This window comes from Gilvimarinus sp. 1_MG-2023, assembly GCF_030548285.1.
In genome coordinates this window covers 157,740-181,984 of sequence record NZ_JAUOSC010000002.1, presented here as the reverse complement: position 1 = coordinate 181,984, position 24,245 = coordinate 157,740, and the positions used below count along the sequence as shown (strand labels likewise).

The following is a 24,245-nucleotide window of genomic DNA, read 5'->3' as shown; positions in this document are numbered from 1 at the left end:
TCGCGTTTATCGAACGCGCCCTAGCTTCTCTCCCATTACCGTTGCCGAACCGGCTTCAAGTGCGGCTTCCCAGTCGACGCAATCTTTACCGAACAGCACAATAGCCGTCGAGCCCAATTTAAAACGGCCCATCTCTTCGCCCTTATCCAGTTGAACCCCACTTAAGGCGGCATCGCCGTAATGGCTGGTGCTCACACGGCGGCGCAGAGGCGCTTGCGTACCGGCCCACACGGTTTCAATGCCCGCAACAATCATGGCACCCACCAAAATTAAAGCCATGGGCCCGGCATCGGTATCAAACAGGCATACGACGCGCTCATTGCGTGCAAATAGCCGCGGTACGGTGGCGGCAGTAGCTTCGTTGACAGAAAATAACTCTCCCGGCACGGTAATCATTTGCCGCAACTTGCCCCCTAGAGGCATATGCACGCGGTGATAGTCACGGGGCGAAAGATAAATAGTGGCAAACTTGCCCTGATCAAACTGAGCGGCTAAGGCTTCGCTACCACCGAGCAGTTCGAGTGTGCTGTACATCTGGCCCTTGGCCTGAAAAATACGACCGTCTTGTATGTCACCTAATTGACTGACACTGCCGTCGGCAGGAAAGACGATACTGTTCGTATCGGCATCGATCGGGCGGGCATCGGCCTTGAGTGCGCGGGTAAAAAAATGGTTAAAATTTTCGTATTCATTGAGCTGTTCGATTTGTGCCTGCGACATATCCACGTTATAGCGCTTGGCAAATAATTTAATCAACAGGTTTTTGAGTCCCGGCAGGCGACATTCGGCCAACTTGCCCACTAAGCGAGAAAGCAAGTGTTGCGGGGTCAGGTACTGCATAATAATAAACAATGTATCTTTCATAAAATTCCTGTCGTTGCCAGGCCCGGTATAGATTGCCGGTACGCCATTGGGCGCAAGCGAGCGGGCTGCTAGAATACGTACTTTCCAGTAATGAGTTGGGGGCGATGTGCTGCGAGTTCAAATTATACCGGTTACCCATTACCAACAAAACTGTAGTTTGGTTTGGTGTGAGCAAAGTCGTGAAGCGGCGCTGGTTGATCCTGGTGGCGAGGCTCAAAAATTGATTGATGCTGTTGAACGCTCCGGTCTCAGATTAACAAAGGTTTTACTCACTCACGGCCATATGGATCATGTGGGGGCGGCTGCCGAGGTGGCCCGAGCGTTTGAAGTGCCGATTATCGGGCCCCACAAGGAAGAGTTATTTTGGCTGGGTATGCTGGATCAGCAAGCGCAAATGATGGGGTTCGAGCCCTGTGAGGCGGTGCACCCCGATCAGTGGCTCGCCGATGGCGATACCGTAACCTTAGGGCAGCATCAGTTACAAGTAAGGCACTGCCCCGGGCATACCCCCGGCCATGTAGTGTTTGTCGACTGTGCGGCTAAAATTGCCTTTGTGGGCGACGTTTTGTTTAAAGGCTCAGTGGGCCGCACTGACTTTCCGCGCGGTGATCAAGCCCAATTAGTGCAGGCGATTACCACTAAGCTTTGGCCTCTGGGGGACGACATTCAATTTGTGCCCGGCCACGGCCCGGTTTCTACCTTCGGCGCCGAGCGCGCCAGCAACCCTTTTGTGGCGGATAAGAATTTTGGCTAATGCGTTCCCCTGGCCACTGCAGTATCGTTATTCGACGCGCCGCAAAACCCTCGCTATCGAAGTGCGTGAAGGGCGTGTATTGGTGCGTGCTCCACAAGGCTACCCGCGCGTACTTTTAGATCGTGCGATCAGTGCAAGGGTAGACTGGATCACATCAAAGGTGCAGGCGCAAAGTGCACGTATTGCCACCCGGCCACGCTATCGCTATACCTGTGGTGAGGTGCTGCCTTATTTAGGCGGTAAGCTTACCCTGAAGGTTGTTGCCGGCGTTAAACTCGGTGCCTGCCGTGAGGGGGCGGCGCTACACATAACCACCAGTGCGCGCTCTCGCAAGCCTGTCGAGATACAAGTCTATGAGCAAGTGACGGGCTGGTATCGCGAGCAAGCTCAGACACTGCTCAGTCAAAAAACCCAACAACTCAGTGCTAAGCTAGGGAAAAACTGTCGATCAGTAAAAGTGCGTGCCACGCGCTCCAAGTGGGGCCACTGTACCCGCACGGGGGATATTCAGTACAACTGGCAAATACTGCTGGCTCCTGAGTCTGTGGTGGATTATCTTGTAGCTCACGAAGTTAGTCACTTGCGCCACCAGCATCACGGAGCCGCATTTTGGCGACAAGTGGCCAGCCTCTATCCTGGGTACGATGTACACCAGCGGTGGTTGCGAGAACATGGCCACACCCTCTCTTTGCCCCAACCGGAGTCATGATTATGGAACCTCTAAGCGACGATTTTGAAGAAAATGCCGACCGGCTTATTGTCGAGAGTATTGAATCGGGTTGTGTGTGGGGGCTAGAAGGGCCTGATGGGTGGGCACTGTGCGATTCTGATCGGTATCAAGATACCGATGTCATGCCTCTGTGGTCCGACCGCGATTTGGCCGCCGCTGTGTGTGTAGACGAATGGAAAATTTATAAACCAGTGGCCATTGCCTTAGAAGAGCTGCTGGAAGAGTGGCTGCCTGGCATGCACGACGATGTATTGTTAGTGGGGCTAAACTGGACCACTGAGCTCGAGGGCGATGAGTGGGAGCCGTTGGATTTACTGGCGGAATTCGAGGCCGAATTACAATAAGGCGTTAGCCGGCGCTATTGGTTAGCTCGTCGAGACCAAATAAATAATCGTGCAGAATATCCACTTGATTGTCAGCCACATAGCGCTCGAGTTGTTCAAGTTCAGTGAACGCCGGGGTAATCGCGCAGTCGGGATCGCCGGTAAAATCGGCCTTGGTCATAACCACCACCCGCGCGGGAGCGGCCGTTTCCGATGCAGGACTTAATAGTAGCTGTAACACCTTAAACTTGAAGTCCAAGCAAAAGCGCATCAGGTTAGGGTAGATCGATTCCTGTCGATTGTTAAAGCGTATTTCCCTGCTGCCAAGCAACGCTTGGCTAAGTGTACGGTGGTCAGGCATAAAAGCTCATGGGCCAGTGGTGAAGGTTTTAAACATGGCCGTGATTAGATCACAGGCGCTACGGGTTAAAATGTGATTTCTGTCACAAAGTGCCGGGCGGTTATGATCAATCGCTATGACTACAGAGTTGGTATCGCACAAAATTGACACATTTGGCTCGTATTTGGTTTTGTGTGCAGAGATCGTCGAAAATCTGCCGTTCCTTAAGCAATTGTCGGCGAGCAGTATGTCCTATAGCATAGCGAGCAATAGAGATTAGAAGATTGGCTAGGTTAAGCCGTTAGCTGTACTTCGCCTTTAGCCTGCAGCCTTTGCAATAATAAGTAGCGTTGATCCCACTTGGCACCGCTAAAGACTGATTTCCGAGCCTTAGCGCCGGATGTACCACAGGAACTATTATGTCTGAACATACGACATTTGCCGAAGCGGAAGAGTTTATTTCGCTCAAAGAATACGCCGAAAAGGCGTATCTCGACTATTCCATGTACGTTATTCTCGACCGGGCGTTGCCACATATTGGCGATGGCCTGAAGCCAGTGCAGCGTCGAATCGTTTACGCCATGAGTGAGCTGGGCTTAAAGTCCACCGCTAAATACAAAAAATCAGCGCGTACCGTGGGTGATGTGATCGGTAAGTTTCACCCGCACGGCGACTCGGCCGCCTATGAGGCCATGGTGATCATGGCGCAGCCGTTTTCTTATCGCTACCCTTTGGTGGATGGCCAAGGTAACTGGGGTTCGCCCGACGATCCTAAATCATTTGCCGCCATGCGTTACACCGAATCTAAGCTGGCGCGCTACGCCGAAGTACTACTAGAAGAGCTGGGGCAGGGTACCGTTGATTGGCAGCCCAATTTCGATGGCACCATGGATGAGCCTGAGGTCTTCCCCGCTCGAGTTCCCAACGTCTTATTAAATGGTACCACCGGTATTGCGGTGGGTATGGCCACCGATATCCCACCTCATAATTTGCGCGAAGTGGTCGAAGCCTGTATTCATCTGCTCGACAATCCGAAGGCAACCTTGGAAGAGTTGTGTGAATTTGTGCAGGGGCCGGATATGCCCACCGATGCGGAAATCATTACTCCGCGTGCCGATATTGTCGGGTTATACAAAACCGGTCGCGGCAGCCTAAAAATGCGCGCCTTGTGGAACTTCGAAAAAGAGACTGGCGATATTGTCGTTACCGCACTGCCGCACCAGGTTAGTGGCGCCAAGATTTTGGAACAAATTGCCGCCCAAATGCAGAATAAAAAACTGCCGATGGTTGCCGACTTACGCGATGAATCCGATCACGAAAATCCCACGCGGCTTATCATAACTCCACGCTCCAATCGAGTTGATAACGAACAACTTATGCAGCACTTGTTCGCCACTACGGATTTGGAAAAGTCCTACCGCGTCAATATGAATATGATTGGTATTGACGGCAAACCAGCGGTCAAAAGCTTGCAGAAAATATTGAGCGAATGGTTGAGCTTTCGCACAGTGACCACTCGCCGCCGGCTACAGTATCGTTTGCAAAAGGTGGAAGAGCGATTGCTGCGCCTCGCTGCATTGATGATCGTCTATCTCAATGTAGATGAGGTGATTCGCATTATCCGCGAAGAAGAGCACCCTAAACCGGTGTTGATGGAGCGTTTTAATCTGGTTGAAATGCAAGCGGAATATATTTTGGAAACCAAACTGCGTCAGTTGGCGCGTCTGGAAGAAATAAAAATCCGTGAAGAACAAGAAAAACTGGAAAAAGAACGCGACAACCTCAATAAAATTCTCGGCTCAGCAGCTCGGTTAAAAACCTTAGTGCGTAAAGAATTAACGCAAGTTGCAAAAGATTACGGCGATGACCGCCGCTCGCCGATTGTGGCCCGCGCTGAGTCGCAAGCGTTTAACGAGGCCGACTTAATCAGTGTCGATCCGATCACGGTGGTGTTGTCTGACAAAGGCTGGATTCGCGCTGCTAAAGGCCACGATATTGATCCGACTGCGCTAAATTATAAGGCGGGGGATTCGTTTAAGCTGGCGGTGCCGGGGAAATCCAACCAGTCGGTTATTTTGCTCGACTCCACCGGACGCAGTTACGCCATTGCCGCCCACACTCTGCCTTCCGCGCGCGGGCAGGGCGAACCGGTTAGCGGCAAACTCAACCCTCCCAACGGTGCTACCTTTGATGGCTTGCTGATGGGGGCAGATGATCAAAGTGTGTTACTTGCCAGTGACGCCGGTTATGGTTTTGTCACCTCAATGGCGGATCTATACAGTAAAAACAAAGCGGGTAAAAACGCGTTGACCTTGCCCAAGGGCAGTAAAGTACTGCCGCCGGTTGTTGTCGCAGACCCGGAAAATAGCTGGGTGGCGGCCGTGAGCAACGAAGGGCGCTTGTTGGTGTTTGCTATAGCCGAGCTCCCCCGGCTGGCGCGCGGTAAAGGCAATAAAATTATTAATATCTCGGCCGCGCGGGTGCAGTCTCGCGAAGAGTTTGCCGTTGCGATAGTCGCCTTTGGCGTGCAGGATTCGCTTACGGTGTATTCCGGCAAACGGCACTTAACATTGAAGCCGACCGATCTTGAGCACTACCGCGGAGAGAGAGGGCGTCGCGGTAATAAACTTCCGCGTGGCTTTCAAAAAGTGGATAAACTCAATATAGCGGAAAAATAATAAGGACGATGGCATGAGTGACAAACGCGAACACTTTCGAACCCCTATGGCTTGCCAAATAAAAATATGTCACGAGCAGTTGGGGGAAATGTTGGTTAAAACGCGCGATATTTCCGATGGGGGTGTCTTTGTCATTCTGGATCCGGAGAAGGCGCCGCCGATTGGTGATCTCGTGACAGGCCAAATACAAGGCCTAATGGATGACGCACCGATACTCGAAATGGAAGTGGTCCGAGCCGAGTCCGGTGGTGTTGGTCTCAGGTTCACCCAAACATAGGGCGATAAAATGCCGAGGTTTCTCTGGGGGTGTTGTCTGTGGGTGGTGTGCTGGTCAGCTACGGCTCAAGTTTATATGTGGAAAGACGACTCGGGTAAAGTGCATTACTCCGATCAACGCAGAGTCGATAATGCCGAAGCCACGCAGATAGATATCGGTACTATGCCGCCGCCTCGGGTCATTAGTGCACAAGTGCCAATGCCTTTTGATCGCAACGTTGCCCCATTATTGCTAGATAATTTTTATTATTCAACCGATGTAAGTGCCGCTGAAAAAGAGCTGATTACTTATTATTTTGGCGGCGACTGTGTCTCTCCCACCTCGCAAGACTTTAACCAGTTGCGCACCACCTATCCCAAAGTTCTACGCGATGAAAACAATCTGACGGCAGATGTATTTCGCACATTGCGAGTAAATGCCTATGGTAGTTTGTATCGCGCCGGACACTACAGTACGCCAGATTTAACAGACGTCGGGGCTGTGCTGCTGAGCGGTGAAATTATTGATCTGAATATCAACGCCTGTCGCAGCCAGTTACACGCCAGTGCCCACACCGGAGATTTGGAAAATTCTAACGCACATGAATTCGATTTATTAAATGCTTGGTTGAAGGTTCGCTGGACACTCTCAACCCCCGGCGAATCCGATCCCCTGCTAACCGTAGCGACTGAAGGGATTGCTGCCACTCGCCTGCATCAGCGGCTAGACTTAACCGGCGCGGTGAGAGTGGCCTTTGAAATGGCCACACAACATCTGTTGGCCCTCGATGATTTTCGGGCTCAGGTGGAAATTTCTGAGGTCACCAAGACTAGACCTGTAGGTTCTGATCAAGCTCCGGAAAAAAATCCAACGCCTGCGCCCACCAATAACGAAAATGTATTGGCGGCCGAGCGCGATCTGTATCAGTTGGCATTGCTGCGCTCAAATTTTGCTCGGGTTTTGGCGGAGTTGAGTACGTTAAAGGTAGCGGTTACTGAATATTATCATTTGCGCGGTGTTATGCCGCTCACCATGGGTGTTTTGGGTTATGGTGCGCCCATAAATAGCCGCTATATTGATACTGCTCGGCTGCGTGCACCAGGTACGATTTACGTGGAGCTTGTTGAAGAGCACCTGCCTGGCAGTCATTTTGTCGAGCTTACCCCTGTCACCGAGGGCAGTTTTACTTTGATTGAATGGCAGTGCACCTCCAGTTTGCCTGAATCTATTACCCGTACACTTTGCCAACAACCTTAATGCTTATATCCAGACTGTTAATCGTATTCTTATTATGCTGCGCCGCTCAAGCTCAGGCGGGCGTGATACTTGTGTACCACCACGTCAGTGAGCAGACGCCAGCATCCACCTCAATTGCTCCAAAACTTTTTACGCGACACTTGGAACACTTAAGGGCCGAGGGCATTAAGGTGGTTGCGCTCGAATCGTTACTGAACGAGCGAGACCGCAAGTCGGCAGACCCTAGGGCCAAGCCGCAAGTGGCCATTACGTTTGACGATGGTTACCTCGATATCTATACCGAAGCCATGCCACTACTGACTCAATACGATTACCCTTTTACCGTTTTTATTAACACCGCATCGGTGGGGGCGCCGGGTTATATGAGCTGGCCGCAGCTTGGCGAGTTGAAGCAAGCAGGGGCCAGCATTGCCAACCATACTGTGTCGCACCCGTATTTGGTGCGACAGCGACCGGATGAAAATAAAACTCAGTGGCGCGAACGAATTGGCCGCGAAATCGAACAGGCGCAAACTGAAATACGAGATAAACTCGGGCAGGCCCCCGCTTTATTGGCTTATCCTTACGGTGAATTTAATCGCGAGGTCATGGCCGTGGTGAAAGAGTTGGGTTATATCGCTTTGGGTCAACAATCGGGCGCGGTGGGTCCGAATACCGATTTACAGCGCGTGCCGCGCTTTGCGATGGGCGGTAACTACGCGGCTATGGATACGTTCGCCACTAAGGTGCAAGCCATGCCCTTACCGGTCGAGAGCGAAGGCGTGCGTTCTCAACAGGCCGACCGTTTTATTGCCCGGGCTGGGCAGCAGCCGGTTATCGTATTGCGTTTGGCAAAATCGGGATTGGCTGAGCGCTTGAATTGCTTTTATCAAGGTGAGCCGCTTGCGCCTACGGTCATCAATGAGTGGGAGCTGGAAGTAAAAATGCCAGACGCACTTGCCGCCGGGCGTACTCGTATTAACTGCACGGCCAGGGCCCCCGATTCGAAACGCTATTATTGGCACTCGTATCCATTTTTTATCCAAGGGGAGGATGGCCGGTGGCAACATCAGGATTAAATTCCGTATTAAAATTTTGGTTTGCTGAATTAAAGCCCGCCGATTGGTTTAAGAAAAGCGATGCCCTGGATAGCATCATTACCACTCGTTTTAAATCATTACACCGCGAGCAGGCGCAAGAGTCTGAGCTGGCGTTGGGCGCTCAATCCTGGGAAGTGTTAGCTCAGGTAATAGTGCTGGATCAATTCTCTAGAAATATGTTTCGCGGGCAGGCCGAGGCGTTTGCGTATGATGATTTGGCACTAAAGCTTGCCCAAAGTGCAGTTGCACGGGGACTGGATCGGTCTCTATCGGATGATCAGCGGGCTTTTTTGTATATGCCTTATATGCACAGCGAAGATATAACTGTTCACGAGCACGCTTGTCGGTTGTTTGCAAAATTGTCTAAGCAAAGTTATTTGCAGTTTGAATACAAACACAAAGCGATTATTGATCGATTTGGCCGCTACCCTCACCGCAACGATGTTTTAGGCCGCCCCAGTACCAGTGAAGAAGTCGCGTTTTTAGCCACGCCGGGCTCGTCTTTTTAAGCGTTTACTCTTGGGCGGTGCTGGGCGCAATAAGATCGTATTGCGCCAATTTATTGTAACTTATCAGTGCTTTGAGCTCTTCAATATACACTTGCCCGCGGCTGGAGTAGTGCTTTAGGTACCCGGCGAGTTGTGTTCCTGTGGCTGTTTCCCCCGCCTGGCGCAGACGTTGCCTTTCGCGGCGCAGTTCGGCGTAAGCTTGATGCGTATTTAAGTTGTGAAAATAGGCATCTATGGCCGGCTCAATGGCCGCAAAGGTTTGTACCTCGTGGCGGGCGCCGCTCGAGCGTCTTTTGGGAACCAAGCCACAGCCTTTTTGATAACACCATTGCCCAAAGAGATTGTTTGCCTCTCTGGCAAAGCGCGAGGTGCCCCAGCCCGATTCTTTTGCCGCCTGCGCCAATACCAATGAGGCGGGCAAGGTGTCCACTCGTTTTAGCAGCGCGGTAATACGCTCGAGTGAGGGTTGCTGGGCATTGTCGCTTAATTTATAGCGCGCCTCTAAGCGTTTGAGTAAAAGCGCTTGCCGGTGGGTTAAAGAGTTGCCCTCGTTGAGCTGGGCGAGCCACAACTTTAGTGACTGACGCAATTGCCTAAGCTGATCATTCTTTTGCTGAATAATGGGCGCTAGAGTGCCGATAAACTGCTTTTTGCGTTGTGGTATTTCGCTGATGGATCGCATGTCGGGCAGATACGTTTTACCTTTGAGCTGGCCCAAGCTCGTGGCTACGGGACGCACTTCGGTTAAAAACAAGGTCAGAATTAAGGTGAATATGGCGTAGGCGGCCAGTAGCGCGGCGATAAAAATAGACTTATTGCGACTCATACACAGATTATTCCAAGCGGTAGGGGCTTAGTTGATTTGGCTTAGCTTGATTTCGAAGGTGCCTAACAGCCGTTTAAATATCGAGATCGTCGCGCAGTGCCTGCATTCGACGCTGGTTCTCTTCGCGCGACAGGGGCGTCTCTATGGACTCTGGTAGTGCCGGGGCATCGGGTAGGGGGAGAGAGACACCGTTAATCACTTGCTCGCACAGGCGCTTGTAGTGGCCGGCAAACACCGGATAGGCGGTGCGCTCTGTTGAACTGGCCAAAAAGTACCAATCGCTAGCTTTACCGGCGTGATAAACGGCCGGGTGGCTCCAGCGCTGGGCCGCTTTGGGGGACGGGGCATGGCAGGCTTCTATATAGGCCGCATGGGGGTCTTTTAGCCCGTGCTTGCTTAAATCTCCCTGACAGGCGGTCAGCATACGGTGCAAGGTTGGCAAGTAATCGGAGCTTTCGATCACCTCGCGGGCGCCGCGCCGGATGGTGTCTGGCTCAAATCTCACCAGGGATTCCAGCCACAGCTTTTTAATCTGCGCCAATACCGAGGAGTCACTATAGGCCTTGTAATACTGATTGTGGTAATTGATCCGGAACAGGGCAAACACCTCATTGAGTGCATCAATGTGGCCATCGCTCGCCTTGTAGGTCGGCTCAGCTTGCCCAGCTGCGGTCTGTGAGGTCTTGGATAAGGCTTCGATCTCGCGTTGCGCTTGCTCCAGCAGGTGATTGCTGTTGGCCATGTTGGTTACCTTGCTCTGCCGTATTGGTGAGCGCGTGCTGTCGCGCCCAGTGGTATTTTACATGCTGTAAAAACTTTGTGTTCCAGGAGGGGTAAACCCGGTTGCTTTCCCGCCAAAATAGCACAAATTCCGGCACCTGACTGTGGGCGAATTCCAGGTCAATATTGGCCAGTGCCAATACATCGAATACATCGGCGCTGGGTTGCCAGTTTTCCGGAATGCGTTTGGGCTCTGTGTCGTGCTCTATGGCACTGGTAAAGCGCGCCCACTGGCGTTTGACGTGTTGGCTAAATTTGGTGTTCCAGGTGCGACCCACCTCGCCGCGCTCCTGCCAATAGAGCACAAATTCAGGAATGGCGTCCTCAACGAAGGTTAGGTTGATACCCGAGTGGCGCACTAATAGCTCTAGTGCATCGCGCGAGGGGCGCCAGTCGCTGGTCATGGGGGTGTCTTGGTCGCGCTGAAAGAGGCCGGTTTCGTGCTCGCGCCAGCGTCGCACCACCTGCTTGAGGAATTTATTGCCCCAGGCATGATGAGGTTCGCCGCGCTCGCGCCAGTAAGAGACAAACTCTGGCACCTGCTGGCGGATAAAATAATCGGGGATATTATACTGGCCGAGCTGGGCCATCAGTTCCGTGTCGGGTTGCCACTGGGGAGCTATTTGGTTGCTTTGGCGGCTCGGAGGAGGTGCTACCGGAGGTGTTGCCACCTTAGGTTCAGTGGCGGCCATAACCCCGGCGCTGAAGTGCCAAGCGAGATTCTGACTCTGTAAGTAGGGCGCGCTGGCGATGCTAATAATGCCTTTTTCTTGGAGGTTTTTGCTGATGCGTTGAATATCGGCATCGGACCAAAAAGGCAGGCGCTTTTGTACTTGAGCGCGGTTCAGAGCGAGTGGTGAACTCGTCTGATAGGCCGCCGCCTCGCTCAGCACTGCCAGCATAATCGACTCCTCAAGGCCGATCGTGGCGGCCAGAGAGGGCGAAATAAGCAGTGGTTGTTCGGGGATAAGAGATGATTCCATAGCGCGCACTTTACCTTGAACCCGGCCTGGATTGTAGTGGCTTAACGATTTTCCAGCCGGTTAAAATCCAAAAGCCCTGCCCGCTGGGGCTGATGCTGGCGATAGGCTTGGTGAATCGCATCGCTGATTTGCCAAAAATTGGGATCGGCGCGGTTGACGCCAAAACGCTGGCGCAACTTCTGGTAGTCGGCCTCAGTATTCAGACTGACGATTTGTTGAGCAAATTCGTCCCAGCTGCTTTCATCCAGCATCCAAAAGGTGTTGGGGTAGGCGCCCACTACACCGCCGGTGATAACCAGCTTATCTTCGTCTGGCAGTCTGCGTTTAGACTCTTGAAACAGTGATGATAAGTTGCTGTGGGCACTAGTGCGCAACAGGCTAAAAACTCCCTTCTTCGGTACCCAAATCAAGCTGGACTCTGACATCAGACTGGCCGCTTTGCCGTGAATGGATTGCAGCTTGGTAAAGGGCTCTTGCAATGTATCCGGCCAGCCCAGCTGCTGTACATAAGGACTAGAGGCAAAGCTGGGGGCAAGCCGGCTTTGCAGTGTAGTAAATAGCTCGGCCAGTGGGGCATCGGTTTGATAGTCAATGATATTCAGCGGTGGCAATCGATCGAGGTAGTGCTCCAGGTAATCCTCTATTTCATCCTCCGCCCCACGATACCAGTGGTGGATGTGCTGATCTTGCACGCCTTTCGGCAGCAGGGCGACCAGATTCATTTCCCCTTCGATACGCAAAAAATCCATATAGAGACGGCTGAGCAACTGATGCGATACATTGCCGTAAACATCAAAACCTGCCACTAATAAGTAATGAATGCGCTCTAGTAAAGAGTAATCGATAACCCAGCCAGTTTTCGGGTGTGGACCAATTAGGCCCCGCGTGACCGAGGCGCTGTCATTGTGGCGGAAAATCGTCAGGGCGGCATTATCGTTGGTGCCGCCCCCGTTCCAGATGATCGATAAGTTTAGCGATGGTTGTTGGGCGAGTTGCTGATTTAGGTATTTGGCCCGAGCTTCTAAATAGGCTTTTTGTCGGTTGGCGTACTCGAGCCAGTAGGTAACCGGCATAAAAGTGCTGCCTACCTCAGCGGGAAGTGCTAAATGGTCAATATTTTCTTGCAGAAATTGCGCATTATCACGCATGTCGAGTTGATCGGGGTCAATAAAAAACACCCAGAAATGATCGCGAATAACGTTCAGCGCCACCTGGCCACGACACACCGGCCCTTTAATGAAATTCATAATCGAGAATTCGGCTTCGTCCAGTAAAAAGCGGTAGCGCGAGTCTACGGGTAACTGGGCGAAGCTGAGAAAAGGGTTGGACGCCACCTTAGTCGCATAGCCTGGCAGTTTACGGACGTTATACTCAGCTTGATAAAACCACTGCTGCCAGTTTTCCATCCGCTTATTGTTTAAAGCGTAGGGCATACGGGTTTTGGCCAATGTGGTACTGGGGTCATGCCAGAGTCGGTAATACACTCGCGGCGCCTTGGGGTCATCAAAGGGGCGGCGAGTACTAATACGGTCTATTGGTTGGCCTGGTGGCGTGTGGGAGCGCACCAACTTAAACGCTTGCCCAGGTGCCTGCTCAAACCATAAGCTGGCTAAAAATAAGTGCTCGTATAGGTAGCGGTTGACCAGCTGGGATTTCAGGCTGTCGCCATTGAAAAATGTTTCCCACCGCTCAATCTCAGCAGCTAACGCAGGGCTTGAGTGGAGTGTCATGGAGGCGGCGATACCGCCGGTCTGTAACCAGTTGACCAGAGTTTGATGTTCGTTTTCGGTGAGTGCGGGCAAGCCGTAGGGCATGCCCCACAAGGGGTAGTTTTCCCGGTAATTGGCAAACTCTTCCGGTTGGGGACACTGTTGGTCGCGTTTAATCGAAAAGTCAAAGCTCTCGGGTAGCGGGTATTGGGCGGGCAGCGGGTGTTGCTGTTTAAGGTGTAGTAATTGCTCCATAACGCCTGGGCTTTTAGGCTGGCCGGGGTCGCCGTCAACGACTGAGAAAAAATCTTTTTCTCGCCACTCGCTGGTGCTATGGGCGTCTTCAAATAAGCGAGACATGTGGGCACTGAGCAGGCGGGTGCCGTCGTAAACCTTGTCTTTATGGGCGCCGCGCAGAACGCCGGCGGTGGCATCCATTTTTAGCTGGCAGGGGGCATCGTAGCAGCCGTGGCATACCGTACAGCGCGTCTCAAGGATAGGCCTTACGGAGGCTTCATAATACTCTGCTTGCTCGGCTGTCGCGCTGTTTTCCTGAGTAGCATTGAATTGGTGATGGACCGTAAAAACAGTGCAACCGGCCATTAACAAAAGGAGGAGGGTAAAAAAATAGATTTTAGGCATTTACAACGTCTCGGGAACAATGCCAAATAGGATATCACAGGCCGCTGCGGCGGCCGTATTGGTTCTTACCCATAGGAGATCTTATGCAACCCCCTCCGGCCAATAAACTTGCCGACCCGAAAGCTCATTTGACCGTGCGCAATGCGACCTTAGCGGATGTCGATGCCATTGTGGCGTTATCCAAGCGGGTGTATGAGCCCGTTGATATGGAAGCTTACGCCCCCTCGGCGGTGGTAGGGCAGATCAATAATTTTCCCCAAGGACAAATTGTGGTCATGGTAGGGGAGGTCTTGGTGGGGTACTGCGCGACTTTCCGTATTGCCGGTAAGTATGCTTTGCGACCCCATAACTGGGTGGAAATCACCGGTAATGGTTACGCTTCGCGCCACGATATCAATGGCGATTGGTTGTACGGTATGGAAGTGTGCGTTGATGACGAGTACCGCGGGTACCGTATTGGTCAGCGTTTGTACAACGAGCGCAAAAAACTTTGCCAATCGCTAGGTCTTAAGGGCGTGGTGTTTGCCGGGCGTATGCCCAACTTAGCCCGGCGTATTAAAAAGTTCAAAACCGTAGAGAACTATGTCGACCAAGTGATTCATAAAAAAGCCAAAGACCCGGTGCTGTCGTTCCAGTTTCGTAACGGGTTCGAGATGATTGGAATTCTGAGAGATTACCTCGATGAAGATAAACAATCACTGGGTTGCGCGGTGCACATGAAGTGGGAGAACCCCACCGTACCGGGTGCGGACGATAAGCCGGGTAAGCAGTATGGCGTCAGTATGCCCGAGACCGTGCGTGTGGCAACCGTGCAATATATGCAGCGCAAAATTTCGTCGTTTGGGGAATTTGTAAAATACATCGAATACTTTGTCGATGTGGTGGCCGATTACAAAAGTGATTTTGTCGTTTTCCCGGAGTTAATAACGTTACAGTTGTTGTCGATTGAAGACCAGGAATTGTCACCATTTGAATCTATTGAGGCGCTCACCAAATACACGCCGCGCTTAAAAGAAGCGTTTCGCAATATGGCGTTGCACTATAACGTGAATATAATTGCCGGTTCTCATCCTACGCGTATGGAAAATGGCCGTATCGAAAATATTGCCTATGTGTTCTTACGCGATGGCCGTATGTTCGAGCAACCTAAAATTCACCCCACGCCCAACGAGGTCTATTGGTGGGATATTGAAGGAGGCAGCACTTTGCGCGCTATCGATACCGACTGCGGCCCCATTGGCGTGCTGATTTGTTACGACTCCGAATTCCCCGAGTTGGCGCGCCACTTGGCGGATCAGGGCATACAAATATTGTTTGTCCCTTTTTGTACCGATGAGCGTCAAAGTTATTTGCGCGTTCGTTACTCGTGCCAAGCGCGAGCGGTGGAAAACCAGTTTTACGTGGTTATGTCGGGCAATGTGGGAAATTTACCGAATGTGGCCAATATGGATATTCAGTACGCACAAAGCTGTATTTTAACGCCCTGCGATTTTGGTTTTGCCCGCGACGGTATCGCCGCCGATACTGATCCCAATGTCGAGACAGTGGCCTTTGCTGACTTGCGCCCCGAGACGTTACTAAAAGCGCGCAATAGTGGCACGGTACAAAACTTAAAAGATCGCCGGCACGATTTGTATCGCATGATCTGGAAAGGCGACCGGGTAAAACCGATTAAAAATAACGATGCCTAAACCACCCGGCCGAACGCTAGGGTGCTGTATGCAAAAAATACTGAGCGAGACTTGACGCAGGTTGAGCTCAGCGCAAAATTTATCGCATTCAGCATTCAGCATTCAGCATTCAGCATTCAGCATTCAGCATTCAGCATTCAGCATTCAGCATTCAGCATTCAGCAGTCGGATGTACGCTCTGTCAGCTCAATTTGGCTTGAGCGGAAATGCAGGTCTCTCTGCGGGAAAGGTATTTCGATACCGGCCTCACGCAGCGCATCATCAATGGCCCACAAGTAATCTGATGTCACTTGACTGGGGCGCTTAACCGCATCGGGGTTAACCCACACTCCCAGAGAAAAGTTCAAGCTACTGTCGCCAAACCCTGTCATCCATACTAGGGGTTTGTGTCGGTCGTCATCTAAGGTATAGCTGATTTTATTCACCGCCTGGAGTACGGCGTCTTTCACTTTTTGTTTGTCTGAACCGTAGGCTACTCCAAAGGGAATGCGAAAGCGGCGCACGTCTTCCTCTAGTGTCCAGTTGATGACTCGGCCGCTGATAAACTCTGAACTGGGCACTAAAATATCAATGTTGTCATTGGTGCGGATCAAGGTGGAGCGCAAGCGAATGGCTTTTACCTCCCCCATTAGGCCGGAATCTAGCTCAAGAAAATCCCCCACTTTGATGGATTTTTCCAGCAAAATAATAATGCCCGAGACAAAGTTATTGACGATAGACTGTAAGCCCAGGCCGATACCAATACCCAGTGCACCACCGATAATCACCAGTTTGTCGAGCTGTAGCCCCAGTACCGACAGTGCGCCAATAAAGCCTAATACAATCAAAAAGTAATAGACGATTTTATTGATTGTGTATATTTGGTGACTGACCGTGGGGTGACGATAGAGTGCCAAACGGTTGATGGCGCGACTGACCAGTTTAGCCACAATAAAAGTTGCGGCAATAACCACCAGTGATGCACAGAGCGCGCCAGTGGTTAAGTTGTATTCCCCTACTTTTATCAGGGTTATATTAAGCCAGTCGAACAAGTTTAAACCTCAACGGGTGTATCGGGGTGGTTGCCCCATTCAGACCAGGAGCCGTGGTAACCCTTAATATCAAAGCCTAGTGACTTACCGACTAGGTAGGTGAAGCCCGAGCGGTGATGGCTCTGGCAGTGGGTGACAATGGTTTTGTCGCCAGTGATGCCCTTAGCGGCTAAATATTCCCGTGCATCGGGGCGAATACGCAGGCCGTTTTGGCGGTCCATTAATTCGGTCCACTCGGCATTGATTGCGCCCGGAATATGACCGGCTTTTTGTGTCATCACTTTTTGGCCGTTGTACTCGGCTGGGCTGCGTGCATCCCATACTTGGATGCTGTCGTTTTCTAATCCAGCCAAAATGTCGGGTATTTCGATCAAATGTTCGGGGTTGATCTCAACATCCGCCGCTTGGCTTTTGGGGTCTGCCACTTCAGCGGTGACTGGGTATTCCTCGCCCAGCCAGGCGTGTAGGCCACCATTCAGGTAGCTGTAGTGGGGGTGGCCAATGGTATCCAGTGTCCAAATAAAACGCCCGGCCCAGCCGCCGCCTTCATCGTCGTAGACAACGATATGGGTATCGGCGGTAAGGCCTAAATAGGTAAACAGCCGCGACAGTTGTTCCACCGCTGCGATTCGACCCGGTGCTGGTGGGTGGTTGCACAGCAACATTTGTGGCGGTACATGCACAGCTCCGGCGATATGGCCCCGGCGATAATTGCTCTCGGAGCTTAAATCGACAATCAGTGGCGCCTCGGGGCTGTCCAGCAGTGGCAGCAAGTCGGAGGGCTCAATAATAAGCGGTAGCTTAGGCATAACTCATCCTTTAAAACATAGGGCCATGGCCGTTATCGATTGGGGTGCATATCCGCCAAAATGCGGCGGTAACCATCCAGTCGGCCGGCAGAAATTTCACCGTCTTCTAGCGCTTGTAAGATAGCACAGCCAGGCTCGTGAGAATGTGAGCAGTCACGGAATTTACAGCTCCCCATAAACGGGCGGAATTCTTTAAAGCCTGCCAGTACATCCTCGGGTTCAATATGCCACAGGCCAAATTCGCGGATGCCCGGTGAGTCAATCAGGCGGCCGCCGCTGGGGATGTGGTAGAGCCTGGCGTTGGTGGTGGTGTGGGTACCGGTTTGCCGTTCGCTCAAGCTCCCCACCCGAATGTTGGCCTTGGGCAGCAGTGCATTGACCAGGGAAGATTTGCCCACTCCCGACTGACCCACAAACACACAGGTAAAATGCGACAAATAGTCGCGCAAGGGCTCTAGGCCGTGATCTTGGGTGGCCGAAGCGAGAATCACCGTGTAACCGAGCGAGGTGTAGAGCGCCTCGATGCTGGCCACCTTGTCGCGCTGCTGATCATCAATTAAATCAACTTTGTTGATTACCAGCGCCGGCTCGATACCGATGGCCTCGGCCGCGACTAGGTAGCGGTCGATCAAATTGAAATGGGGCTCGGGGTAGGGGGCGACGACAATCACAATACGATCAATGTTGGCCGCCACGGCTTTCATGTCCCCGTAAGGGTCGGGGCGCATCAGAGTCGTGGCGCGCTGACTGCGGGCCACGACCACGCCAAACGGGTTGCCATCGCGCCAAATTACCTGATCTCCGGTTACCAGCCCACCTAAATTACTGCGGAAATGACAGCGCTTAGCGAGGCCGGTTTGCGGGTCCTCCACCATTACCTGGGTGCCGTAGTGAGTGATAATTAACCCCTCTTGCTCGGGGCCCAGGTCGCTCTCATTCAGTTTTTGGTCGGCTTTTTCATCGCGCCGCTCGGCACGCTTTTCCCGCTCTTTCTGAATTTTTTCGATGCGCCAGCTCTGGCGGCGTGTCAGCTTGCGTTTGCTCAAGGGCAGTTCCCGGTCAGCGGTGTTAAGATAGGGTCATAAAAGATTTATCCCATTGTAAAGGAAAAACGTCTTATGAGCTCAAGCGTGAACGCCGATAATTTAATCTGGATTGATTTAGAGATGACCGGGCTGGACACCGATAACGACGTTATCATCGAAATCGCCACCATCGTCACCGATGCCCACCTCAATATTCTGGCCGAAGGGCCGGTATACGCCATCAAACAGCCCGACAGCGTGCTGGAAGCTATGGACGAGTGGAACACCAACCAGCACGGCAAATCCGGCTTGACCCAGCGGGTGAAAGACTCCAGCATCACTCTCGCTCAGGCCGAGGCCGACACCATCGCCTTTTTAGAGCAGTGGGTACCCGCCGGTAAATCGCCCATCTGCGGCAACTCCATCTGCCAAGACCGCCGCTTTTTAGCTCGCGGCATGCCCGCGCTTGAGCGCTACTTCCACTACCGCAACCTGGACGTAAGCACCCTAAAAGAACTCGCCCGCCGCTGGAAACCCGAAGCCTTAGAAGGCTTTAAAAAATCAGGCGCACACCTGGCTATGGATGACATTAAAGACTCGATTGCGGAACTGGTGCACTACCGTGAGACATTTATTGACTTAGCCTAGTCAGTAGACTCACCTAAAAAGATGGGTTTTAGCAGCCCTTTCACGCGGCCTTAATTTACTTAACTACAAGACGAGCAGTAATGCCCAATTTATTTGCAAACTTAGAGTGTTTAACCTTAGAAAACCCCAATGCCGGCGATAGTGACGCCTGCGTTATTTGGCTACATGGTCTGGGGGCCAGCTGTAATGATTTCGCCAATTTATTACCCGAGTTGCAATTAGACGAAAACGCGAGTATTCGGTTTATCTTCCCCCAGGCGCCCACCATGCCGGTGACGGTTAATAGCGGTTATGAAATGCCCGCCTGGTATGATTTGCTGAGTTTGGACGTCAACCGAAAATTTAACGCTGAGCACTTATCACAAGCGAGCGCTGCGATTGCAGATATTATTGAGCGGCAAATAGCGGCGGGCATTGACAGTACACGTATTTTAATCGCCGGATTTTCTCAAGGTGGAGCAGTGGCCTACGATGTGGCGCTTAACAGTACAAAGCCGCTGGCGGGTTTAATGGCGCTCTCCACCTATTTTGCCACGAGCGCTACCTGCCACTTTGCCGGGCAAAATCAGCGTTTGCCAATCTCGGTGCAGCACGGCTTGCAAGATGATGTGGTGCTTCCCGAGCTGGCCGACAAGGCGGAAGCAATTCTGGCAGAGCACAATTACGATACCACCTCGCATCGCTATCCGATGGCGCATGAGGTGTGTCGGGAACAAATCGCCGATATTAGTCAATTTATTGACCGCTGCTTGCCGGTGAAAGGGTAAAATCTTTCAATATCTCTGGTTTTCATCTAAATCTGAATTTAAAAGGGGGCTGCGCCAGCCGCTTAAGTTATTGACCAATACATACAGGTACTCTAAAGCGGAACTGGTGGCCTAATCCTTTTGTCGAGCTCACTATGTGCCTTTTCCTAAAATTGCTTTTGCTCTGGATTCAATGGTTTTAGCTATTTTAACTGGGCTATAATTTTTCCGGATGTCTAAGCTCGCTTGCTTTGCTAGTGCCGACGCTTTCGAATTAACCAACACAGTATTCATTAATGTTGATGCATGAGTGACATCCGGCTCTGCCCATATTTGCCCCCTGTGGTATGGGCCAATATCTTCTTCGAGTGTTACTAATTTATAATTAACCGGGTATGAATTTTCTATATTCATAAAGTCAATATTGCCTGACCAATTGGTGGCAATAACTGGCTTGCCAAGATACATTGCTTCGGCTAGGGGTAATCCAAAGCCTTCGGCGCGGTGCAAACTAACATAACAGTCGCAATTATTGATAAGGTTGTTCAGTGTATTACGATCCAGGTACTTATTGATAATTTGAATGCGATGGTCGTGTTTGGCTGCCGTGTATACACTCTCTGAGAGTTCTGCTTGGTGCTCCAAGTTGGAAAGTTTAATAAGTAAGCGCACTTTGACCTCGGGCTTTTCGCCAAATGCTCTTAAAAAGGCTTCCACCACACCTAGTGGGTTTTTACGTTGCGGTATGCTTAGTACATCAGACATGTGCAAAAAGATAAACTCATCTTCAGGCAAGTGCAGGGCTTGGCGAGTCATTGGCCGCTGAATATTAACTTCAATAGCAGGGGGGATAATGTTGACAGGTTTGTCGGTAAATTCAGAGATAGATTTTCGGTTAAATTCCGTAGAAACCCATACTTCATCAACCTGAGAAAATGCAAAATGTAAAAATTCTGGAAATTTAGGCATTTCCCAGTACCAATAACCGATAGTGTAGCGATTTTTAAAAAGCCCCTCGCCTAATACCTCTCTTGTTATTTTGGTTTGGTCCGCATTTACCTGAAGTAGATTAATAGGGTAATACGCCTTGTTAAGGTGGCTATCTACGCTTTCTTTCATTCTTGAAATATTGCCGTGTCGATAATCCACCAATGAATAGGGTAAGTCAGACTTTTTCAGTGACCGAAGTGATGCCCGCGCCGCTTCGCCTACGCCACTCTCGGCATGTAGATAGCCGATAAGATTAATGCCAAGCAATTCGCTATTGGGTAATTTAGGTGCTTTTGGTTGCAATTTTTTTGCCGGTAATTGCGTTTGGGGCTTAGCTTTATTAAACATCCACCCTACATAAGGGCCAAGGGCTATGCGAAGCTTCAGCGGTATTCTATGCTTGTTTTTCCATATAAATTGAAGGGAATAATTAATGATCGAGTTGCGAGAATAGATCGGCGGTTCCTTTTCAGTGCTGCGCATTAACTCTAATGAAGCCCGAATGGGTGCTAAATAGATATCACTAAAGTTAGCTTCTTTATGGCCTGTATTAAGAAGCCACTCGGCAAACCTTTCACTATCTTGACCCTTGATTCTCGGGAATGCGTTGCGCAAATTTTCTCGTGACTGCCAAAGTGACTGTGCTAAACAGGTTAAAAGCACACCATTTCTATGGTTGTCAGTCGATCGGTTTAATTCATTGTGAATGTGAATACAGTCTTTTGGGTCGAAAAAGTCGAATTTTTCAAATTCTTTGTTGGTGCGAATTAAGCGTCTGGCCGAATCTGGAACAGGTGTGCCATCAGAGAGCTTGCTGAATGCATAAGGCAGGTGCTTGAAGTTGTCGATACCATTTCGCTTTAATGTGCTTTCATACAGTGAGCAAAGCTCTCTTAGGGGCGTGCCTTGTTGTCCTTTCGTGAAGCGATTTTGGTGTTTGCTTAACTCCGAGGCTTCAATTGAAAATCCAGAAAAATGAAAAAAGGTTAGCGGATCTCCGTCGATTTTGTATTGCTCATGGGTTATTTTTTCTAGCGCTCTATGATTTAAGTTCCAGTAAGCCACATTCCAGCTGGTGTCACGGTTAATGTAAACCCCATCAAACATTGATGGCACAAGATCCATCCATTTTTGATCGACAAATAGGTTGCAAGGGATATCAACAACACACTCTTTATAAAGTTTTCTCTGCCACCACCTCACCATTTTAAGAGTTTCGTCGCAGTTTCGTATTCCTATATAGCCAAGGTTGTACGAGCCGGCTTGAATAATCTGTAGCTCGCCAGGGGCTTTGCCGTCATCTAGCAAGTCGGTAAGGTGAGGGGTTAAAAGGATATTATGTTTGTCCAGTAGTTTTAACATCCCCTGCAATGACGAAAAGATTAAAATATCAGGGTCAAAGTATATAATTTTTTTGTACCCTCGGCTCATTAAAGCCTCAAAAATATAAGGTTTTATAGCTGTATTTAGTTCTAGGATTGAGTATTGATAAATAAATGTTCCTAAGTTTGGAATATTTAGCTGGTCAATAGGGATGGTGTCGTTGGTGTATAAGCACTTTGTTTTATCGGTTGTAAGGTCGCAAAGGCCTAGGGTTAAGTCCGCCTGCGGGCAGTGTTTAGTCAAGCTCTCAAACAAAGTGTTGGCGTAGTGCAGATAGTTGTTGGAGACTATTGTAAAAATGCACACATCGCTCTTTGTTTTATTTCCCATTTTCTGTCCTATTTTTATCTTTGCAGTCTAAGCTTAGCTATAATCTTTGATATTCTGGCCAATAATTTATTCTTTAATTTTTCAGTTTTTGGCTGGTGACGAAGCAACCTATTTTTGAGTTTTTTTATTCGGGATAAATCTGATTTTCTTTGTTCTTTTAGGTGGCTGTTGGCCTGCTGTAAAAGATGCTCTTTATGTGTTTTAAAGTTATCGAAAATATTAGGTGGGGTTGAGCAATATTTTTCATCAATATGAAAATTTATACGACGATAAAATCGGTTGAGGCCATCGAAATAGAAAAATATATAATGATCTTTTAAGTAATGTTCCCATCCAGATTCCGTGGGGTTAAGCGTTTCTGGGTGGACGGCTTCAATAATGATTATTTGGGGGGTGACAAGAGAAAAGTCAGCGCTTTTTAGGATTTCGGCCTCTAAACCCTCAACGTCAATTTTTAGAAATTCTACTTGACGGGCCCCAACATTATTTCGCCACAAGTCATTGAGCGTAATAACTGAAACAACTATTTCATCAATGACTTTCCCGCTGGATTGATAACTTTTAGCCAGTGTGGGGTCTAAAGTGGTAGTGCCTACGTCAGAGGTGATATAAAGGTTTTGCTTACTATTTACAGAGCCTATACAAACATTGAGATTCGTGTCTCTTGGTCGGTTATGCTGCAATTCTGAAAATAGTTCTGGTTGCGGCTCAATATTAATCCCATGCCAGTCTTTAAGGTAGAAATGGTGTGTCACTGAGTCGTAGACCGGATGGCAGGCGCCGATGTCTACATAGAACCCTTGTTTAACTGATTTGAAAATCCTTTCCAGAATGACATCTTCGTAGTTTTGCGCATAGCTAATCATTTTTCCTCCGGACTCTCAAGAATGCTATTAGACGCTTCAGAAATCATCCAACTCAAGGTTTCTTTAATGGGTCTGGGGTTCCAGCTACCTAAAAGTTGGGTCAGCTTGTCGGTATCCCCGTAAAGAGTGTTTACCTCATTAGCTCGCACAAACGCGGGGTTAACCCGAACCTCTAACTCATGATTACTAATTGCCTGAGCCATGCCTAACACCTCTAGTAAGGAGTGAGAGCGTCCAGAACAAATGTTGACAGTTTCACCGGTAGGGCGCTTTTCGGACAGTAATCGATATGCTCTTACTACATCGCGCACATCAGAGAAGTCCCTAGATATATCAAGGTTACCCAGCTCAATCACATTTTTTTTACGTACAAAATGATCTACGATTTTGGGTACTAGGTAATCTAGCGACTGCTTGGCGCCGGTATAGTTAAACGGTCGCAACTGGGTTAAGGGTAAGTGATCCTGCCAGTGGCAGGACATTCTCTCCATGTCTGCTTTGCTCTGTGCGTATTCATTTACCGGATTAAAAGGCGTGCTCTCACTCAGTTGGCCTGCGGTTTTGTTGCCATAAACATTCGCGCTGCTGGCCAGTAGTACGGCCTCCGGTGTGCGGGGCAGCTGTGCTAGTGCGTGCAATAAGTTATCTGTTCCCAATACATTGACACGGTGAAAGTCGTCCGGTGAATTGTGGGCCACAAATGCAATGCCCGCTAAGTGAAAGACCACCTGAGGCTGAACGTGGTGCACAGCCCGAACCAGTGAGTCGGAGTCAAGCAGATTGGCTGGCAGGTATCGCCCGGAAAAACCAGGTACTGTTTGACTTGCTCCGAGCCCCCAGACCTCCCAGCCTTGCTGTTCAAGCTCTAGCCGCAAATAGTAACCGGTAAATCCGCTCACCCCGGTAATCAATGCTCGTTTCATACTTAAAATGCTTGCCTTACGTTATTCTGACGCAGTAAATGCCCAAACGTTGGCTGTGCTTGTGGCCTCTGCG

The 24,245-nt window shown here is 50.3% G+C and carries 23 protein-coding genes; 11 read left to right on the top strand and 12 right to left on the bottom strand.

The genetic code is table 11. The annotated features are described in order from the left end of the window. Positions 1-6: 6 nt before the first annotated feature. Positions 7-864, bottom strand: coding sequence for an archaetidylserine decarboxylase (gene asd, locus Q4563_RS03690; protein ID WP_303603640.1), 858 nt, complete (start codon positions 862-864; stop codon positions 7-9). Positions 865-970: 106 nt separating this feature from the next. Between asd and Q4563_RS03685 the strand changes: the two genes are divergently transcribed. The 3 genes from Q4563_RS03685 to Q4563_RS03675 are packed head-to-tail and all read left to right on the top strand — an operon-like array spanning position 971 to position 2,692. Then, a complete protein-coding gene (locus tag Q4563_RS03685; RefSeq protein WP_303603639.1) occupies positions 971-1,618 on the top strand; it encodes an MBL fold metallo-hydrolase in 648 nt (215 codons plus the stop codon). Further along, positions 1,611-2,327: a M48 family metallopeptidase gene (locus tag Q4563_RS03680; protein WP_215976963.1), complete on the top strand. Its 717-nt coding sequence runs from the start codon at positions 1,611-1,613 to the stop codon at positions 2,325-2,327. Before Q4563_RS03685 ends, Q4563_RS03680 begins: the two co-directional genes overlap by 8 nt. A 2-nt stretch (positions 2,328-2,329) precedes the next feature. Next, on the top strand, positions 2,330-2,692 hold the full coding sequence (locus Q4563_RS03675) for a DUF2750 domain-containing protein (RefSeq protein WP_215976964.1): 363 nt from the start codon (positions 2,330-2,332) through the stop codon (positions 2,690-2,692). Between the two features lie 4 nt (positions 2,693-2,696). On the opposite strand, the gene Q4563_RS03670 is transcribed toward Q4563_RS03675, so the two are convergent. Continuing rightward, the gene (locus Q4563_RS03670; protein WP_215976965.1) at positions 2,697-3,032 is read right to left on the bottom strand and encodes a hypothetical protein; all 336 of its coding nucleotides are present in this window, start codon (positions 3,030-3,032) and stop codon (positions 2,697-2,699) included. Positions 3,033-3,430: 398 nt separating this feature from the next. On the opposite strand from Q4563_RS03670, the gene parC reads away from it, so the two are divergent. The 5 genes from parC (at position 3,431) to Q4563_RS03645 (ending at position 8,790) form a co-directional block, all read left to right on the top strand. After that, positions 3,431-5,689, top strand: a complete 2,259-nt coding sequence (gene parC / locus Q4563_RS03665; protein WP_215976966.1) for a DNA topoisomerase IV subunit A — start codon at positions 3,431-3,433, stop codon at positions 5,687-5,689. Between the two features lie 13 nt (positions 5,690-5,702). Next, the gene (locus Q4563_RS03660) at positions 5,703-5,966 is read left to right on the top strand and encodes a PilZ domain-containing protein (RefSeq protein WP_215976967.1); all 264 of its coding nucleotides are present in this window, start codon (positions 5,703-5,705) and stop codon (positions 5,964-5,966) included. A 9-nt stretch (positions 5,967-5,975) separates the two neighbouring features. Continuing rightward, a complete protein-coding gene (locus Q4563_RS03655) occupies positions 5,976-7,202 on the top strand; it encodes a DUF4124 domain-containing protein (RefSeq protein WP_303603638.1) in 1,227 nt (408 codons plus the stop codon). Between the two features lie 170 nt (positions 7,203-7,372). After that, on the top strand, positions 7,373-8,260 hold the full coding sequence (locus Q4563_RS03650) for a polysaccharide deacetylase family protein (RefSeq protein ID WP_303603637.1): 888 nt from the start codon (positions 7,373-7,375) through the stop codon (positions 8,258-8,260). Continuing rightward, positions 8,242-8,790 carry a DUF924 family protein gene (locus tag Q4563_RS03645; RefSeq protein ID WP_303603636.1) on the top strand — a complete coding sequence of 183 codons (549 nt, stop codon included), beginning with the start codon at positions 8,242-8,244 and terminating at the stop codon, positions 8,788-8,790. Before Q4563_RS03650 ends, Q4563_RS03645 begins: the two co-directional genes overlap by 19 nt. Positions 8,791-8,794: 4 nt before the next feature. Here Q4563_RS03645 and Q4563_RS03640 read toward each other — a convergent pair whose 3' ends face one another. The 4 genes from Q4563_RS03640 to Q4563_RS03625 form a co-directional block, all read right to left on the bottom strand. Then, positions 8,795-9,616 (bottom strand): glucosaminidase domain-containing protein, encoded by an 822-nt coding sequence (locus Q4563_RS03640; protein ID WP_303603635.1) that lies wholly within the window; start codon positions 9,614-9,616, stop codon positions 8,795-8,797. Between the two features lie 73 nt (positions 9,617-9,689). Then, entirely contained in the window at positions 9,690-10,358 is a 669-nt protein-coding gene (locus Q4563_RS03635; protein WP_303603634.1) for a hypothetical protein, read from the bottom strand. Then, entirely contained in the window at positions 10,270-11,379 is a 1,110-nt protein-coding gene (locus Q4563_RS03630; RefSeq protein WP_215976973.1) for a DnaT-like ssDNA-binding domain-containing protein, read from the bottom strand. The genes Q4563_RS03635 and Q4563_RS03630 overlap by 89 nt, the downstream gene beginning before the upstream one ends. A gap of 41 nt (positions 11,380-11,420) precedes the next feature. After that, positions 11,421-13,730, bottom strand: coding sequence for a fatty acid cis/trans isomerase (locus Q4563_RS03625; protein WP_303603633.1), 2,310 nt, complete (start codon positions 13,728-13,730; stop codon positions 11,421-11,423). An 83-nt stretch (positions 13,731-13,813) separates the two neighbouring features. On the opposite strand from Q4563_RS03625, the gene Q4563_RS03620 reads away from it, so the two are divergent. Further along, positions 13,814-15,421 (top strand): bifunctional GNAT family N-acetyltransferase/carbon-nitrogen hydrolase family protein, encoded by a 1,608-nt coding sequence (locus Q4563_RS03620; RefSeq protein WP_215976975.1) that lies wholly within the window; start codon positions 13,814-13,816, stop codon positions 15,419-15,421. A 158-nt stretch (positions 15,422-15,579) separates the two neighbouring features. On the opposite strand, the gene Q4563_RS03615 is transcribed toward Q4563_RS03620, so the two are convergent. Genes Q4563_RS03615 through rsgA form a run of 3 tightly spaced genes read right to left on the bottom strand, consistent with a single transcriptional unit; the run spans position 15,580 to position 18,307 of the window. Further along, positions 15,580-16,452 (bottom strand): mechanosensitive ion channel family protein, encoded by an 873-nt coding sequence (locus tag Q4563_RS03615; protein WP_215976976.1) that lies wholly within the window; start codon positions 16,450-16,452, stop codon positions 15,580-15,582. 2 nt (positions 16,453-16,454) lie between these two features. Then, entirely contained in the window at positions 16,455-17,261 is an 807-nt protein-coding gene (locus Q4563_RS03610; protein ID WP_215976977.1) for a sulfurtransferase, read from the bottom strand. Positions 17,262-17,293: 32 nt separating this feature from the next. After that, a complete protein-coding gene (rsgA, locus tag Q4563_RS03605) occupies positions 17,294-18,307 on the bottom strand; it encodes a small ribosomal subunit biogenesis GTPase RsgA (RefSeq protein WP_303603632.1) in 1,014 nt (337 codons plus the stop codon). A 72-nt stretch (positions 18,308-18,379) separates the two neighbouring features. Here rsgA and orn point away from each other — a divergent pair, with 72 nt between their 5' ends. Continuing rightward, positions 18,380-18,934: an oligoribonuclease gene (orn, locus tag Q4563_RS03600; RefSeq protein WP_303603631.1), complete on the top strand. Its 555-nt coding sequence runs from the start codon at positions 18,380-18,382 to the stop codon at positions 18,932-18,934. Between the two features lie 80 nt (positions 18,935-19,014). Further along, positions 19,015-19,701, top strand: a complete 687-nt coding sequence (locus Q4563_RS03595) for an alpha/beta hydrolase (protein WP_303603630.1) — start codon at positions 19,015-19,017, stop codon at positions 19,699-19,701. 132 nt (positions 19,702-19,833) lie between these two features. Here the strand turns inward: Q4563_RS03595 and Q4563_RS03590 are convergent, their stop codons facing one another. The 3 genes from Q4563_RS03590 to Q4563_RS03580 are packed head-to-tail and all read right to left on the bottom strand — an operon-like array spanning position 19,834 to position 24,172. Further along, on the bottom strand, positions 19,834-22,383 hold the full coding sequence (locus Q4563_RS03590) for a glycosyltransferase family 4 protein (RefSeq protein WP_303603629.1): 2,550 nt from the start codon (positions 22,381-22,383) through the stop codon (positions 19,834-19,836). 14 nt (positions 22,384-22,397) lie between these two features. Then, positions 22,398-23,249 carry an FkbM family methyltransferase gene (locus Q4563_RS03585; RefSeq protein ID WP_303603628.1) on the bottom strand — a complete coding sequence of 284 codons (852 nt, stop codon included), beginning with the start codon at positions 23,247-23,249 and terminating at the stop codon, positions 22,398-22,400. Next, the gene (locus Q4563_RS03580) at positions 23,246-24,172 is read right to left on the bottom strand and encodes a GDP-mannose 4,6-dehydratase (RefSeq protein ID WP_303603627.1); all 927 of its coding nucleotides are present in this window, start codon (positions 24,170-24,172) and stop codon (positions 23,246-23,248) included. The genes Q4563_RS03585 and Q4563_RS03580 overlap by 4 nt, the downstream gene beginning before the upstream one ends. Positions 24,173-24,245: the final 73 nt, after the last annotated feature.